This is a genomic window from Acidianus sp. HS-5, from assembly GCF_021655615.1.
GTDB lineage: Archaea > Thermoproteota > Thermoprotei_A > Sulfolobales > Sulfolobaceae > Acidianus.
In genome coordinates this window covers 1,688,351-1,703,272 of record NZ_AP025245.1, presented here as the reverse complement: position 1 = coordinate 1,703,272, position 14,922 = coordinate 1,688,351, and the positions used below count along the sequence as shown (strand labels likewise).

General features: G+C 34.3%; 18 protein-coding genes. 13 read left to right on the top strand and 5 right to left on the bottom strand.

Annotated elements, in window-relative coordinates; all coding sequences use genetic code 11:
* Positions 1 to 4 precede the first annotated feature (4 nt).
* The 6 genes from HS5_RS09030 (at position 5) to HS5_RS09005 (ending at position 4,028) form a co-directional block, all read left to right on the top strand.
* A complete protein-coding gene (locus HS5_RS09030; RefSeq protein ID WP_236751086.1) occupies positions 5 to 379 on the top strand; it encodes a cupin domain-containing protein in 375 nt (124 codons plus the stop codon).
* Between the two features lie 75 nt (positions 380 to 454).
* Entirely contained in the window at positions 455 to 931 is a 477-nt protein-coding gene (sixA, locus tag HS5_RS09025) for a phosphohistidine phosphatase SixA (RefSeq protein ID WP_236751085.1), read from the top strand.
* Positions 932 to 2,191 carry a Ppx/GppA phosphatase family protein gene (locus HS5_RS09020; RefSeq protein WP_236751084.1) on the top strand — a complete coding sequence of 420 codons (1,260 nt, stop codon included), beginning with the start codon at positions 932 to 934 and terminating at the stop codon, positions 2,189 to 2,191.
* Complete coding sequence (gene tmk / locus HS5_RS09015; RefSeq protein WP_236751083.1) at positions 2,188 to 2,826, top strand: dTMP kinase; 639 nt, start codon at positions 2,188 to 2,190, stop codon at positions 2,824 to 2,826. The genes HS5_RS09020 and tmk overlap by 4 nt, the downstream gene beginning before the upstream one ends.
* Positions 2,810 to 3,427, top strand: a complete 618-nt coding sequence (locus HS5_RS09010; protein WP_236751082.1) for a thymidylate kinase — start codon at positions 2,810 to 2,812, stop codon at positions 3,425 to 3,427. The genes tmk and HS5_RS09010 overlap by 17 nt, the downstream gene beginning before the upstream one ends.
* Positions 3,408 to 4,028 (top strand): CHAD domain-containing protein, encoded by a 621-nt coding sequence (locus HS5_RS09005; RefSeq protein ID WP_236751081.1) that lies wholly within the window; start codon positions 3,408 to 3,410, stop codon positions 4,026 to 4,028. Before HS5_RS09010 ends, HS5_RS09005 begins: the two co-directional genes overlap by 20 nt.
* Here the strand turns inward: HS5_RS09005 and HS5_RS09000 are convergent.
* The gene (locus HS5_RS09000) at positions 3,985 to 4,593 is read right to left on the bottom strand and encodes a cyclase family protein (protein WP_236751080.1); all 609 of its coding nucleotides are present in this window, start codon (positions 4,591 to 4,593) and stop codon (positions 3,985 to 3,987) included. The two genes, HS5_RS09005 and HS5_RS09000, sit on opposite strands and share 44 nt — an antisense overlap.
* A gap of 31 nt (positions 4,594 to 4,624) precedes the next feature.
* On the bottom strand, positions 4,625 to 5,758 hold the full coding sequence (locus HS5_RS08995) for an MFS transporter (RefSeq protein ID WP_236751079.1): 1,134 nt from the start codon (positions 5,756 to 5,758) through the stop codon (positions 4,625 to 4,627).
* Positions 5,759 to 5,972: 214 nt separating this feature from the next.
* On the opposite strand from HS5_RS08995, the gene HS5_RS08990 reads away from it, so the two are divergent.
* Positions 5,973 to 7,160: a hypothetical protein gene (locus HS5_RS08990; RefSeq protein ID WP_236751078.1), complete on the top strand. Its 1,188-nt coding sequence runs from the start codon at positions 5,973 to 5,975 to the stop codon at positions 7,158 to 7,160.
* Positions 7,161 to 7,212: 52 nt separating this feature from the next.
* Positions 7,213 to 7,734 (top strand): TRASH domain-containing protein, encoded by a 522-nt coding sequence (locus tag HS5_RS08985; protein WP_236751077.1) that lies wholly within the window; start codon positions 7,213 to 7,215, stop codon positions 7,732 to 7,734.
* On the opposite strand, the gene proC is transcribed toward HS5_RS08985, so the two are convergent.
* Positions 7,724 to 8,506 carry a pyrroline-5-carboxylate reductase gene (proC, locus tag HS5_RS08980; protein WP_236751076.1) on the bottom strand — a complete coding sequence of 261 codons (783 nt, stop codon included), beginning with the start codon at positions 8,504 to 8,506 and terminating at the stop codon, positions 7,724 to 7,726. The two genes, HS5_RS08985 and proC, sit on opposite strands and share 11 nt — an antisense overlap.
* 67 nt (positions 8,507 to 8,573) lie before the next feature.
* Here proC and HS5_RS08975 point away from each other — a divergent pair, with 67 nt between their 5' ends.
* The 3 genes from HS5_RS08975 to HS5_RS08965 all read left to right on the top strand — a co-directional run bounded on the left by HS5_RS08975 (position 8,574) and on the right by HS5_RS08965 (position 10,799).
* Positions 8,574 to 8,717, top strand: coding sequence for a PaREP1 family protein (locus HS5_RS08975; protein WP_236751075.1), 144 nt, complete (start codon positions 8,574 to 8,576; stop codon positions 8,715 to 8,717).
* 5 nt (positions 8,718 to 8,722) lie between these two features.
* A complete protein-coding gene (locus HS5_RS08970) occupies positions 8,723 to 8,875 on the top strand; it encodes a PaREP1 family protein (protein WP_346729566.1) in 153 nt (50 codons plus the stop codon).
* 103 nt (positions 8,876 to 8,978) lie between these two features.
* Positions 8,979 to 10,799: an ATP-binding protein gene (locus HS5_RS08965; RefSeq protein WP_236751074.1), complete on the top strand. Its 1,821-nt coding sequence runs from the start codon at positions 8,979 to 8,981 to the stop codon at positions 10,797 to 10,799.
* Here the strand turns inward: HS5_RS08965 and HS5_RS08960 are convergent.
* The gene (locus HS5_RS08960; protein ID WP_236751073.1) at positions 10,744 to 11,973 is read right to left on the bottom strand and encodes a DNA double-strand break repair nuclease NurA; all 1,230 of its coding nucleotides are present in this window, start codon (positions 11,971 to 11,973) and stop codon (positions 10,744 to 10,746) included. The two genes, HS5_RS08965 and HS5_RS08960, sit on opposite strands and share 56 nt — an antisense overlap.
* A 455-nt stretch (positions 11,974 to 12,428) precedes the next feature.
* Between HS5_RS08960 and HS5_RS08955 the strand changes: the two genes are divergently transcribed.
* On the top strand, positions 12,429 to 13,394 hold the full coding sequence (locus HS5_RS08955; RefSeq protein ID WP_236751072.1) for an alkaline phosphatase family protein: 966 nt from the start codon (positions 12,429 to 12,431) through the stop codon (positions 13,392 to 13,394).
* A 2-nt stretch (positions 13,395 to 13,396) separates the two neighbouring features.
* Here HS5_RS08955 and HS5_RS08950 read toward each other — a convergent pair whose 3' ends face one another.
* Positions 13,397 to 13,972: a DUF3800 domain-containing protein gene (locus HS5_RS08950; protein ID WP_236751071.1), complete on the bottom strand. Its 576-nt coding sequence runs from the start codon at positions 13,970 to 13,972 to the stop codon at positions 13,397 to 13,399.
* Between the two features lie 212 nt (positions 13,973 to 14,184).
* Between HS5_RS08950 and HS5_RS08945 the strand changes: the two genes are divergently transcribed.
* Positions 14,185 to 14,847 (top strand): DUF72 domain-containing protein, encoded by a 663-nt coding sequence (locus HS5_RS08945; RefSeq protein ID WP_236751070.1) that lies wholly within the window; start codon positions 14,185 to 14,187, stop codon positions 14,845 to 14,847.
* Positions 14,848 to 14,922: the final 75 nt, after the last annotated feature.

Sequence of the window (14,922 nt, the reverse complement as noted above, 5' to 3'; positions counted from 1 at the left end):
TTATATGGATTTTTACATATCAAACATTTCTCAAGTTTCTAAAGAGGACGTACCTATAAAAGGTTCTAAAGGAGCCAAAATACAATGGTTGATAACCAAAGACGAAGGAGCTCATTATGCTGTGAGGAAGTTTTCCCTTGAAAAGAATGGAGTAATACCAATGCATGTACATAAATATCAAGAAACTGTTATAATAACTAAAGGAAAATGTAAAGTCTGTGTTTCGGACAAGGAGTTAGAGCTAAAAGATGGAGATTATATTTTTATTGATAGTCAAGTTAAACATGCTATTATTGCTGAAGATTACTTAGAGTTCTTTTGTGTAATAGATTACGTTGATGATATGAGCATTAAGACGTTGGATGAGGAGTGCAAATAGAGAATATATAGATTTTATTTATCTATAGAGAATATTGACAAAACTCTTAAATTCGTAACTTTACAGTCTTTATTAATGATAACTTTAATAATAGTAAGACATGGGGAAGCTGAACCCCAGATGGATGGTAAAGATGATAAAGATAGGAAGTTAGTTAAGAAAGGTATAAAGCAGATGAAGAGAGTTGCATCTTTTCTAGACGAGTTAGATTACGCTTTTGATAAGGTTTTTACAAGCCCTTATATTAGAGCTTATCAATCAGCTGAAACTATATTAGATGAAATGGGTATAGATGATAAGAAAATAGAGACTTTTAACGAATTATCTCCTGATCAAGAGCCTTCTACATTTGTAGAGAAACTTAAGGAAATGGATAATACTACATTGCTAGTAGTAGGTCATGAACCTTATTTATCTTCACTGGTTAGAACAATGACGGGAGGAAACGTAGAACTAAAGAAAGGCGGAGTTGCAATTGTTGATTACAACCCGACAGAAGGTAAAGGAGTAATCAAAATGCTTTTAACTCAAAAGGTGTTAAAGCTGGTTTGAATGCTTTCTGCAGTAATAGATGCTGGTTATAACTCATTTAGACTTTCAATTTATGATATTTTTCAAAATAATACATTTAGGCTCTTAGGATCTTTAAAGTACTTTGTAAGGATAGGCGAAGGAGTTAAGGAAGGCGGTAGAATTTCTGATGAGAAAATAAAGACTGCAGAAGAAGCTTTCCTATCTTTTAAATCGCTCATTAATGCTAAAGGGATAAAGAACGTTAAAGCCGTAGGTACAAGTGCCTTCAGATATGCCTTAAACGGAAAGGAAGTTTCAGACAAACTATCTGAAATTTTAGGAGAGGATTTAAGAATAGTTTCTGGAGAAGAAGAAGGAACATTTTCTGCCACAGGGATTACTAATACGTTGCCCTTAAGCGATGCAATAATCTTTGAAATAGGTGGAGGATCTCTAGAAATAGCTAAGATCGAGGGAGGTAATGCTACAAAGGTTTATCAACTGCCAATAGGTGCATTAAAACTGTCTCCTTATTCAGAAAAGGAAATCAGGAAAATAATTAAGGACGAAATTTCAACGCTTTCCATTACTCCTTCCAAAGTTATTGTGGGTTCAGGAGGAAATATGAGAGCATTAGCAAAGCTCGATGAGAGAATTTCAGGCTTTCCTTCAAACTCAATACACGGTTACGTAGTTCCTTCTTCGCAAATAAGCAAATATGCTAAGGTACTCTTTTCATTAGACGCGGAAGAGAGATCAGCTCTTCCTGGGATTAGCAAGGAAAGAGCTTACACTATTCATTCTGGAGCAGTAATAATTGACGAACTATTACAACACTTCGGAGCAGATAAAGTGATGGTATCAGCTTTCGGCATGAGAGAAGGAGTATTAACTGAAGGAGTTAAACTGAATAAAAATAAATGGTTAGAGACAATAGCGTTTTATCACTATCTAGACCCTCCTTGGGACGTATTTAATGATGTAGAGAAAACAGTTAAAGGAGATTTAGCGTTTTACGTCGGAGCTTCTGCATTTATTTCTTCTGTTTTTAAGATGTCTGAGTATCTTAACCCTTATGACGCTTGCTATAGAATGACTAGGACTGCAATTATTCCGGGCTTTACACAGAGTGAAATACTTACTATAGGTTTAATATGCAAAGCTAGTAAAGGTAAAGTTAAAAAGAAGAATATTAAATCAGCAGGTTTAGATTTTAAAAAGAAAGAGTTATATGAATATGGTAAAATAGTTAAAGAAACAGTAGAAAAGTATCCCTTAGGTGTTAGGTGGAGTAGTTGAAAGGTATATTAATAGCCTTTGAAGGAATAGATGGCTCTGGAAAATCGAGCCAAGCTAGCCTATTAAAAGATTGGATAGAGATGAAGAGAGATGCATATTTAACAGAATGGAATTCTTCAGAATGGATTCATGATATTATAAAAGAGGCTAAGAAGAAGAACTTGTTAACTCCGATCACTTTCAGCTTAATTCATTCAACAGACTTTACTGATAGGTATGAGAAATATATCCTTCCGATGCTTAGGACTGGATTCGTAGTAATAAGCGATAGATATATTTACACAGCTTATGCAAGGGACAGCGTTAGGGGAGTTGAGATAGATTGGGTTAAGAAACTTTATTCCTTTGCAATAAAGCCAGACGTAACTTTCTACATTAGAGTTCCAGCAGAAGTAGCATTAGAGAGGATAAAGAAAGCTAGAAGGAATATAAAGCCTCAAGAAGCTGGATACGACGTCTTCACTAATTTGCCCGCAGAGGAAGGATTTTTAAAATATCAGTCTATGATATTGGACGCTTACGATAAAATGGCAAAGGAAGAGAATTTTGTCGTAATAGACGGTAATAAGACTCCAAGGGAAATCCAAATAGAAATAAGGAAAGTTTTAGGTGAAGTTCTTGATAATAGCATTTGAAGGAATAGAAGGTTCAGGAAGGACTGCGCATCTAGAGGCAGTAAGAAGATATCTTGAAAAGGAAGGCTATGGAGTAATTAACTTTGGAATACAGATGTCCAAACTTATAGGAGAAAGAATTGCACAGGTTAAGAAGGAAATTGTTTTTGAGAGAAGGACGTTATTTTTAGCATATGTTACTGATTTAGCTGACCAAATGGAGAACGTGATTAAACCTGCTATAGATTCAGGCTTTATTGCCCTAGCTGACGGTTACGTACTAACCTTAATGGCATACGGTCTTTCAAGAGGCTTAGAGAAGGAGTGGATGACTGATGTTCTAAGTATTTTCCCTAAACCTTCCATATCCTTCTCATTAATTTCTACACCAGAAGAAATAATGAAGAGAATAATAAAAAAGAGAGGATACCTAGATCCTTTAAGTGCTGGAATAGACATATGCGTTAAAGAGGATGTATTCGGTGCCTATAATGAATACATTGAAATGTTTCAAAATTATCTTATAGATCTTTCTAAAGAATCTAAAATAATAAATACTGCAAGGAATTTTGATGATGTAAACAAAGAAATAGTGAGCGAAATTGAAAACCTTGAGACCTGAATATTACGCTAATAAAAACCTGAGAGAAGCCTTAGAAATTAAAGGAATTTCAAAGGAAGAAATACATGATAGGAGAGTTAAGCTAAGGAGATACTTTGACGTTTTATATTCTTTATACCCAGCCTATGAAAATCCAGATTGCCTAGTTAAAGCTAAAGATCTTATACACAAACTAGGAGTAATAAGAGATATGGACGTCGTGTGCAGCCAACCTAATAGAGACAGACTAGCTGAAAGGGTAGCAAATAAAATGGCAACAATGAGTAATTGTTTCCTTCTCAAGGTTTACGGTAGTAGGCTGTTAGTTTTCAACAGAGTTATTTTACTTCAGAAAAGAATAAGTAAAGCCGAAGACTTTCACGAACTGAGGAAAATAGTTAGGACTTCAAGGAATCTCATATTGTCACTAGGTTACAAAAACGTGGAACTGTCTAAACTCGCAAAGGAAATGGGAGATTTAAGGGACAAATTACTTAAGGCTGAGTGTGAGGGCAAAAGTCTCGAGATAAATACGGACGAATATAAGAAAAAGGCTAACAGAATTATTATTTCATTCATCATTTCTCAGGACGAATTTCATCATTTTTCACAATTGCAATAGCCCTAATAGGGGAGCCGTCAGTACCACTGAGTGGTAAAGGTAAAGAAATAAAGTCAACAAATTTTCCTTTTATCTTTTCCAGATTAGAAGACAAGTTTTCAATTATAGGAATTTCATTAGACAGGAGGATTCTATGAACTTTAGAATTTCCTATACTTGGTGAATCTATTCCAACTAGCTTATAACCTTTCCTAACAATGACCTTTGCAAAATCCTCGTCTATTGTGGAGTATTTGGTCATGTCCCATCCTTTCTTCCACTGTTTACTGCTCCCAGTATATATGAGCAGAATATCAGCAGAAGGAGGATTTAAGGAATGCAGATCTTTACCTTCAGCGTCTAAAACGTATGACTTACCGGAAAATTTTGTTAAATCTATTTCATCGAGTTTCTTGCCTCCTCTTATGAAGTGATAGGGGACATCGACGTGAGTACCAGTATGAGTTGATAAAACTAATTTGTGAATTACGTAATCCTCACGGTCTATTCTCTCTATTTCAGGCTTTGGATCTCCTGGAAAATAAGGCATTCCGTTTTCAATCGGTACAGATAAATCAATTATCATGACAATATAAGATAATCAAAGAATTTTAAAGTCATATTTTCATTTTCCATGAGTCATTCTTTGTATAAGCTATTGCTACTCCTGCGATAGTAATTAACCCTATAATTGGGACCGCTAGAAAATCTGTTGCATATAAAGCTCCTGCGATACTTCCGTATCCAAGTCTGGAAGCTGCAGTGAAAAATTCATCAATTCCCATAACGCTTGCCATAAGCTCTCTTCTTGCCATTCTCATAGCTTTTATCCAAATAATCTCAGTTAACGCGTCACCTATTCCTACACCACCGGTGCTTATGCCTATTAACCAAGGATCCTTTAAGAAGAGGACTAAAAATACTAGGAAATACATTGCAAAGCTAGTTGTAGCAAGCTTTACTACATTATTGAACTTAGTCATTATCCAAGGTCCTATTAACCAGGCTAAATAAAATCCAAGCTGGGCTAATGTATACTGAATATCATTACCGTGGAGCACTTGAACTATTGCGGCAGAGTATAAGTAAACCATTCCGAGAGCTCCTTGAGATATTGCTGTAGTCATTGAGACAAAGAAGATTTCTTTTCTTCTATATTCTTTTAATGCTTCTCTAAATTTAACCTTCTTTCCTTCCTTGTCACCTAAAGGTAAGGTTAAAACTAGAGCAAAGCCTATTGTAGCAAATATTATCCCTGGGATAACAGCCCATCCAGTATATATCTCATAGAGCAAAGGCCAGATTAATATTGAAACTACTGTAGAGCCTTCCTTAACTGCCCTGTTATAGAAACTTACCTTTTTTAATTCACTTTCTGGTAAATTCTGAATGAATGAAGGCGTTACTGTGTTTGTAGTAACTATAGATAAAGCAGTTCTTATAATATATAATACTACCGCTAAGAAAGGATTAAAAGAAATTAAAACAAAAAATACTATAAAAATAGGTAAAACTCTGTGGGAAACTCCTGTTATTATAAATAATTTCTTCCTATCGTATTTATCTGCGAGATATCCTGTTATGTTAGAGAGCAAAAGAGTTCCTATAGGCTTTGCTGAGGCAACAGGGATATAGAGAACGGGGTTCTTTAATGCTAAATAAAGAATCCAAAGTAATGTCATGTCTATCAAATTCAAGCCGAAAGCAGCGAAGCCGTTATTTATTATAAACGTTTTATTAATTCTATCCACAAGAAAGAGGAATTTCAAGTTATTTATAAGGAATAATATAAGTTATTAGAAAAATTTTTAATCTCGCCAGTAGAAATCTTATAACTATTCATTATAATCCTGCTTAATCTTTATATTTTTAAATCATATTCACGTAAATTTAGCTGTATTATTAATTGCTATGAACAAGAAGGCTAACTAAAAATATTTTTAAGTTTTTCTACTAGGTAATACTGTGATAGAGGAAAAACTAAAGGAAGTTTACGGCATAGATAAGTACGGTAAAAACGTTCCAGAATGGACAGAGAAAGTAAAGTACGAATTTGTTGATGAAGTAATGCAGGATAAACTTAGGGAAGCTAAAATTTGGATTAATGAGTTATATAAGGTATTTGAAGAATTACAGGAGAGATTGAAAATAAAAGGAACGTTATTTAGCAGGGAAATGAAGAGTTTTTTAGAAGACCCAAGAAGACATTTAGTTAAGAAACTTTTCATTTATTATCATGACTTAATAAGGGGAAAGCTTTCAGTTGAGGAATTTATAGTAAAGGGAAGGCAGGCAATAATGAGTTCTTTCAATTCTAACATGAGGTCCATTTACCAATCTTGGGGATTAGCATCAATAGTTTTACTCCTGTCAGAGAAGGGAAACTACGAGTTAATTTATCCTGAGCATGGATATTTGGACTTTGACAGGAGTGGGAAACAAAAATCTGGTATAATACCGCCTAACGTCGTAGTAGGAAACGTAGTATCATCGTTTAGCTTCTTCCTTGAAGCCCCTAGGCCTATAACTTGGGAAGATGGAGGAGATTTAGAAAAGGTATGGAAATTCTATTCTCTAGTAAGGCCAGACATGTTAATATACGAAGGAACTGAAATAAATATTGTAGACACACAAGGCGATATACCCATCAAAAGGCCAGACTATATTGTAGAATATAAGGAGTTGCTAAATTGGTGGAAGAGGTGGAGGTACTTAAAGACGTATAAACCTTTAAGCGGTAACGAATGGAGGGCAAGATGGTTGAAAGGCCTTTACGAAGGATTTGCAGAAATACTAGGAGTTGAAGCTAAGGATTTACCGTCCTTTTCTGAAGGTGAGTCGAAGAGGATAAAGGAGTATAAAGTAATAGAACTTTATGATGCCATATATAAACCTAGAAGGGGAGGAATAGTAATAAGTAGAGTTCCAGTGGACAATAAGGTTAGAGAAGACATAATAAATGATAATGTTCTTTTAATAGATGATGTAGGATTTGATCAAGAAAAGCTAGAAACGTTAGTGGAAAGGCTAACCAGCGGTGTCAAAAACGCTTATGACATAAAAGAATTAGCTTACAGGTTCGCTATGAGCAGGAAAGATGAATTCCTTAAGTGGATGAAGTCTCAAGGGCTAGGATACGACTCCTATCAATAAGATGCGTATTATAAAGTAAGGGATATAAAGTATAAAGATGTAAATGTAATTCGTGAATAATGAAACAAATGAAATAAAACTTAGTAATTTAGAGTACAAAGTGCTACAGTTGTTAAAGGAAGATTCAAGACTTTCGGCAAGTGAAATAGGGAAAAACTTAGGGATAAGCAGGGTAACAGTTTCTAGGATTATAAGCTCTCTCAAAGAGAAAGGGATCAAGTTTACCGTAGATTACGATGAAGGGGTAACAGCTTTCGTAATTACTGATGAGGACGTAGAAGGAGGAGAATGTTTTGAATTAATTGATGGTAATATACTTTGCGTAATTAAAGCTAAGGATCTCGATTCTCTGGAGGAAAAACTGAAGAAGATTAAGCATAAATTCCAAATATTTCTCTCTCACAAGAAAAGGAGTTTAGTTAAAGTTTCGTCTGAGGTAAAGTGTGATTATTGCGGTGCATTAATTAAAGGAGAACCTTTGATTTTCAGAAAAGGAAAGAAGATTTATTATGCTTGTTGCAAATCGTGCCTTAAGGAATTAAAAGAGAAACTATCTTCTTTTTCTACTTCCTGACCTTTTTATCTATTTGTTCACCAATTTCCATTGATCTTCTATAGGCTGCCTCAATTGTTTTTATTAATGCGGATTTTATCCCTTCACTTTCCATAGTCATTAATCCCCTTATTGTAGTCCCAGCAGGAGTTGTAACTTGATCTCTAAGTAATGCGGGGTGCTTGCATTTCCTCAATAGTTCTACAGTACCTTCAATCATGTCAAGGATTGCATTGTAAGATAAATCCCTTGGCATTCCGCATTCTACTGCCCCTAACGAGAGTGCATCTATTATTTCAGCTATGAACGCAGGTCCACTACCTATTAAAGCAGTCCAAGCGTCCATTAATTCCTCATTTATCCAGTATACTTTACCTATCTGTAAAAATATTTTCTCAACTACCTCGTCTTTATCCTCAGCTAAAGCAGTAGTTGATTTGCCTACAAATGCATTAATATTAGGCATCGCTCTGTATACCTTACTTCCTTTTAGGAGGGAAGAAAGCGTTGAAATTCTTACTCCAGCCATTACTGAAATAACCTTCTTTCCTTCCCAGCTCTTTACGGACATTAATACTGAAGGAAAGTGTTGTGGCTTAACGCTGAGTATAACGTAGTCCGAAGTGGAAACTGCATAATCGTTATCTGAAGTAGCTTCAACTCTTATTGATTTAATTTTTTCCAGCGTAGTTTCGCTCCTTCCAGTAGCTATCAACTCAACATTACTCATTTTATTAAGTGCTGATAATATTGTGAAGCCTATTTTACCTGCGCCTATTATAGCAATTCTCATAAATGGATAAGCGAAAAGGCTTAATTTAAGCGTAATTAATTTTTACCTTTAGTTCTAGCTATAATTGATGATAGGAGTTTTAACAGTCCCAGACGTGTTAATGCTAGAAGCTGATGATCTTTTGGAGAAGGGTGATGTTGTTCAGTCTAGTGAGAAGTATTATAAGGCTGTTGAGGAAGGAATAAAACTCCTAGTAGTAAAAAAGGATTAAATTGCATTATAAATGAAGTAATAAGAAAACATGGTTGGAAGAGTGAAATATTATATAAAGCTTCTAGAAGGCTTTCAATTATTTTATCTGAAAATGTTTTGAAATGTTGGAGGGACGCTTATTATTTTCATACGTTAGGCTTTCATGAGATGGTGTAAGATACAGAAAAGATGAAAGCTAGGCTCAAGGATTTTAAATATGAATTAGAATGCTTACTATCGCGGATTTAAAACTTATAATTCAACAATCAATAAAAAATTTATGGAAGAAAGAAATTTGGACGAAGAAGGAATTATCAAGGAATTGGAAAATAAGTTAAATAATGCTGAGGAAGATGCAAAAAGCCAAGGTAAGTTAATAGGCAGGGTAACAAGGTATAGGACTGTTAGGTTAGAAGAAGAGGAGTTAATTGGCGTCGACATATCGTTCGAAGATTACATGAGAAGTAACGTAAGTAGAGGCCAGTATTTAGCAATAAGGACTATCCTTCGTCCAGTAATTATAATAGGTCAAGTGGTTTCCATTTCAAGGTCTGACGTTTTAGCAGAAATGGGAATAAGGGAAATAACCTCTAGGAGGGATCCAGCATCAATAATCACTGATACTTTTCTCGGGATTTATCCAATTTCAGAGATTGATGAGGAGAAAGGAATTGTAAGACCTGCAGTTACTCCAATAGATCCTCAAAGCCCAGTTTTCATACCTAATCCTTCCCTCTTAGAGAAAGTTTTGAGGATTCCAGAGAAAGGAATAGTAATAGGTAAAATATTCTCAGGAGGGGAGGAAATAGACGCTAAAGTAAGGTTAGACGAGGAAGCTTTAGTTCACCATACTTTAGTTTTAGGAACTACTGGTTCTGGGAAGACGACGCTTCTAAAGTCTATCCTTTATAGTAAGGATATTAATAAGCAAACGCTCGTTTTTGATAGGCAAGGAGACTTTGTAAATTTCCTTATTTCTAAGAAGGAGAAATTTACGGTTTTAATGCCTGTAACCTCAAAGATGGGTAACTCAACTAAGGATTTTCTCGACATTTTCTCATCAACTTACGACTGTGAAGTTTTGGAATATGAGAGCGGAGCTTTAATCTGTAACGATACTGAAGTTGATGTAATACCATATTCTATTAATTTCTTTGATAATATTAAGAATTTCCATAAGCTTACTCCATATTTTACTTCTAGAGCTTCAATGCATTGGGAGTCTTTGATAGATAAAATGCTAGAGAACGTTAAAGTTAACCTTCACGATATCTTCGGAGGATATATTGATGACGGAATTCTTTCAGAAATATTAATGTATAGAGTAACTCCCACATATCTAGCTGAGGATTGGAGAAAAATTAGTATTATGCCGTCTGATTTGTTTAAATTAAATTTAACTACTAAGAGCCAAAACATATCAAAAAGTTATGCTTCATTCAATAAAGATGGGTTAACAGTATATTTAGGTAGAGCATTTCAAGATTCAATGAAAGCTTTAGACTTAGCACCTTCTACTAAGGAGGCAATAACCAGGACGCTAAAGGCATATGACGGCTATGGGATTTTTACGGTTAAAGGAACTGTAAACTTTAAGCCTGAGGATGCTTTCAAGCTCAATGATAAGATCGTAGTCGACTTGAGCTTTGTAATGAATTATTCAGCCTCTATTGAGGCAGTTGCTACTATAGCTTATAAGATACTTGAAGACATATTTAATTGGAAAACAGAACTATATAATAGGAAAAGCGAGGAAAACAAATTAACGTTAATAATAATGGACGAGGCTCACGAGTATTTTCCTCAAGGAAACAGTGAGACTATAGCTAAAGACATTATAGAAGAGTTAATAAACAAGGTAATGAGATTAGGCAGAGTAAGGAGAATGGGAATGATATTAGCCACTCACATGCCTGACGATCTTAATCCATTAGTTTTACAGCTGACTAACACAAAAGTAGTGATGAGGAACGATATAAATGTTATTAAAAGGTTAGGCATTGAAAAATACGAGGATTTCCTGCTTCATGCAACTCCTGGATTAGCTATAATAAATTCGCTGAATTTTGCCGGGATTCCCTTAAAAACTCTGATACAGTAGTATCGTAAGCTAATTTATCGTCATGTATTATGCTTAAATAAGAAGAAGCAATCTCATACGCGGTAATGAAAAGCCCTGCAGAGATCCTTTTAGCTCTATTATCGACAAGCTCTATAAAAGTTGGTATAAGCCTATCAGAAAGACGAGAGAGTACTGTTCTCATTCCTTTTTCCAAAGTTTTCTCGTCTAGTCCTTCTATCCTAAAATAAGTAGTTGTAACATAAGGTTTCCTCAAAATTACGTAATAAGCGTATTTAGGAGGAACGTTACTTAAGTACGTATAAGAACCGTTTCCATTACAATCGCTAGGTCCATCTACATGCAAGTTATAATCTATTTTGAAAGGCCCTATGAAGCAAGCATAAGAATATTTTCCTGAATTTCTGCAGAAATAATAATCTATCAGTTCTAGAATTGTTGGATCTTTGAGTCCCTTAATGTTCTTTCCTAGCTTTTTAAACTCCTCTAAGATTTTATCTTCCTTCCAAAGTTTTCCAGAGTTTTCAAGTCTTTTCACTACACCTATTACGTTATCCTTAAGTAAAGAAATTCTATCGTTAACTAATGACGCGTAAGCCAATTGGTGGCAAAGTCTAGAAGTACTGCTCAAATCTAGCTCCTCAGTTAACTCTAGAGGAGTAGGATATATTGGTCCGTCAAGTATTACTAAATCGTGACCGTTAACTACCTCATTTAAGCCTTCGTTTTCTGCCTCAGTCCTCATTTCATCGGCTACATCGTCTAACTTATAATTCTCATCAAAGGGATAATTTAGCTTATTCCTTGTCTTAATAAAGTACAATGAGTTAATCTTCTCCAGAATTCTTCTGTAAGTATTAACTCCTATGTAAGGAATATCTTTAACCAAAGGAAAATCAATAAAGCCTTTCCTGTTACTGTACACTGACATTCCTAAAATTACAAGGTTAACACTTATATCCCTTAGATACCTTGTTGACGAATCTAAAGAAGAAATTTTATCAAATTCTTTTTCGAATTTTAAAGGCTCTATGCAGGGCTTAAAATCATTAATAAGCTCAATTTCAATTTTACTTTCTCCTTCTTCCTCTTCTTTCACTTCATGTGAGATCATATAGTCTTCTGGTAAGTACTTTTTTGCTTCAGAGAGCTGTTGAATAGTTTTCTGTAATTCATTTTTTATTTTCCAGTTCACATGAATTTTTAGTATCAAGGAATTTTATCTTTTGTTATGAAATTGTCTGTTGATTATACAGTTATGTTTTCTAGTAGAGGTCACTAAACTAGATTAGTTGAAAGTAAAAGTGGACTAGCTGAAGGATCAAGTGCTTTAACTAAAGCTCGTATAACGCTTATGTCAGTTATTAAGATCTTTGAGGTTTAATACAACTTCCTACAGCTAAAGGCACTACTGAAATTCAAAATCTAAAATGGAAGCTAAGGAGAATACTTATTCAGACTCTGAAGGTCAAGGGTAAACATGGAACAGTACACAAAGCATCTAACAAGGAACCATATGCACAGTGTTGTTACATATACTGTATTACCTTGGCCTTTAATGCATAACCAAGTATAACTTCATATACTATATATAGTACTAAATAGCTAATAAATGAGAATATTTTTATTTTATTTTTTGCAGTACAAACTATGAACTTATATGATATATCAAGGGAAATAAAATCTGTTCTAAAGGAGGACAAAAAAGATCTAGATTCCTTAGGAATAAAAAATGATAAACTTGCTTTCGTTTTGGTTGATGGTCTCGGATGGAATTTAGCTAAAGATATAAGAACTTCAGTAAATCCTATTCAGGTAAATTCCATATTTCCTAGCATAACTGTAACAGTTTTTGCAACATTACTAACTGCAAAGAAGCCTGGAGAGCACGGAATTTTAGGCTGGAGAATTATCAATAAGGAAAATGGGAGTATAGAAAACCTAATGCAGAAGTTAAAGAATGAGAGTATAGAACTTGATACATATTTTCAAAATACTAGTTCCTTATTTATTATGCCTGATGTTGCTACAAAGAGCATGATGAGTAGATTAAAAGTAATTCCTTACTTTACCTTCTGGGATGGACTGTATAAGTTTAAGACAGCACTTGAAATGCAGAGTAATGACTTCATTTTCTTCTATATTCCTTACGTTGATGCAGCTTCTCATCTTTACGGTCCTTATCATGAGGTTACGTTAAGTACTGCAAGAGACGTAGTTCAGAAGATAGATTGTATTTCAACTTATTTTAAGGAAAAATACTCAATACTAGTTACTGCGGACCACGGGCATACTCAAATATCAAATATTGTAGACTTAAAGAAAGATAAAGACTTTATGGAAGAAATGGACTTCCCTCCTTATGGAGATCATAGGAGCTTAATGTTTAAAGGTAGATTTCCAAAAAGCCTCCTTAAGTACGGAGCGAACGTAATTGAAGGAGGAAAAGTTGAGGAGATGATAGGTGGCAGTAAAAATAAGCCTGATTATCTAGTAATTCCTAAGGATGATAGTATAATTATTTATTGGGATGATGATAGGAAGCATGAATTTAGGGGAAGTCATGGCGGTTTAACACAAGACGAAATGAAGATACCTTTATACCTTTATCAATAAAGTTAGGTTTCATAATATCTTATTATAAATTTTAGTTTATTTTCCAGTAGATTGCAACTTTCCAATGATTCTGTTTTGTTCTTACATTTTCTATATAAAGACGCAATATAATCCGCAATCTCTAGTCCAGCTCGTTCTTCTTTTTTATAATTAAACCTAATACAGACTAAGTTACTGTTGGGAATACCAATTTTACTTTCCTCAGCCTTGATATTACAATTTTTACCTATCCATTTATTTAACCCTTTAACATATATATAAATTAGGGAATTTGAAATAGGTAATGCTCTTGTCACATCTATAATATAATATTTTACATACTCTTCGCATCTTTTAGGTTGTCTATCAAACGTCAAGACTCCGAAATTTAGTGAATCATTTAGAATTTTCGATAAAAATATCCTCTTAATTTCATCTCGATCATCTGAAAAATGAAATTTATACTCATCCTTATTTAACTTCTTCAATGTACTTCTTTTTATACTATTTACCAGCTTAAGACTTCTAGTCCAGACTATTGCTAATACGAAGACTTCTTTATCATAAGATTCATCAACAAAAACATAATATTTATTCATTGTAAGAAAAACTAACATACTCATTAAAAGTCTTTCATTCCCCTCGGGCCAACCCCGAGGAGTCTAGGCTTTACCTATCCTCATTCCCCTCGGGCCAACCCCGACGGGTTAGATAGGCTTTTCATAGGAAATACTCCTCAATATTTCTTTACTATTTTATGAATAAAAAGCTTACTAGCGAAGTTCAAATTTCACCTTTACTATATATTGTTATGGAAATATATGTTGGAACCTCAGGCTGGATGTACGACTGGAATCCTAAGAAGAACTTAAAGTGGTACGTTGAAAACTCTGGATTTAATGCAGTTGAACTCAATGCCAGCTTTTATCGCTTTCCTACAAAGAAACAAGTAGAATCCTGGAAGAAATTCAACATAAGGTGGGCAGTCAAGGTTAATAGGATAATAACTCACATAAAGAGACTAAAGGATATTGAAATATGGAAGAAATTTGAAGAAATCTTTCATGATTTAAACCCTGATTTTTACCTCTTTCAACTTCCTCCTAATTTTAAGTACTCTGAGGAAAACTTAAGGAGAGTTAAGGAATTTGAGAAAGAAGTAGGTAGAAAGATGGCTGTAGAATTCAGAGATCAAAGCTGGTTTAACAGAGAGCTAAACCTAGAGGCGACAATTGTCTCCATTGATTCTCCAATAGGAGTTTACATAATAAATAACTCCAAAACTGTTTATTTGAGAATGCATGGCAGAGATAATTGGTACTTTTATGACTATAGTGAAGAGGAACTAATTGAAGATGCTAAGAAGGCAATTTCTCTTAATCCAGAAAAGGTATACGTCTTTTTTAATAACGACCTTTGGATGTTAGATAACGGAAGGAAGATGCTAAAAATTCTCCATGAACTATCTATATAAAATTAACTATCGTTAATTTTCCCTTTTTAAAAACGAGAAATGTTAAACAATAACAAAAGTATAATCATTATAGAT

What these genes read in the sequence shown, in the direction of transcription:
- HS5_RS08955 (WP_236751072.1), top strand. Translation starts at nt 12,429, where the DNA reads ATGAACTTATATGATATATCAAGGGAAATAAAATCTGTTCTAAAGGAG.
- HS5_RS08975 (WP_236751075.1), top strand. Translation starts at nt 8,574, where the DNA reads ATGATAGGAGTTTTAACAGTCCCAGACGTGTTAATGCTAGAAGCTGAT.
- HS5_RS09030 (WP_236751086.1), top strand. Translation starts at nt 5, where the DNA reads ATGGATTTTTACATATCAAACATTTCTCAAGTTTCTAAAGAGGACGTA.
- HS5_RS08950 (WP_236751071.1), bottom strand. Translation starts at nt 13,972, where the DNA reads ATGAATAAATATTATGTTTTTGTTGATGAATCTTATGATAAAGAAGTC.
- HS5_RS08965 (WP_236751074.1), top strand. Translation starts at nt 8,979, where the DNA reads ATGGAAGAAAGAAATTTGGACGAAGAAGGAATTATCAAGGAATTGGAA.
- HS5_RS08945 (WP_236751070.1), top strand. Translation starts at nt 14,185, where the DNA reads ATGGAAATATATGTTGGAACCTCAGGCTGGATGTACGACTGGAATCCT.
- sixA (WP_236751085.1), top strand. Translation starts at nt 455, where the DNA reads ATGATAACTTTAATAATAGTAAGACATGGGGAAGCTGAACCCCAGATG.
- HS5_RS09000 (WP_236751080.1), bottom strand. Translation starts at nt 4,593, where the DNA reads ATGATAATTGATTTATCTGTACCGATTGAAAACGGAATGCCTTATTTT.
- proC (WP_236751076.1), bottom strand. Translation starts at nt 8,506, where the DNA reads ATGAGAATTGCTATAATAGGCGCAGGTAAAATAGGCTTCACAATATTA.
- HS5_RS09020 (WP_236751084.1), top strand. Translation starts at nt 932, where the DNA reads ATGCTTTCTGCAGTAATAGATGCTGGTTATAACTCATTTAGACTTTCA.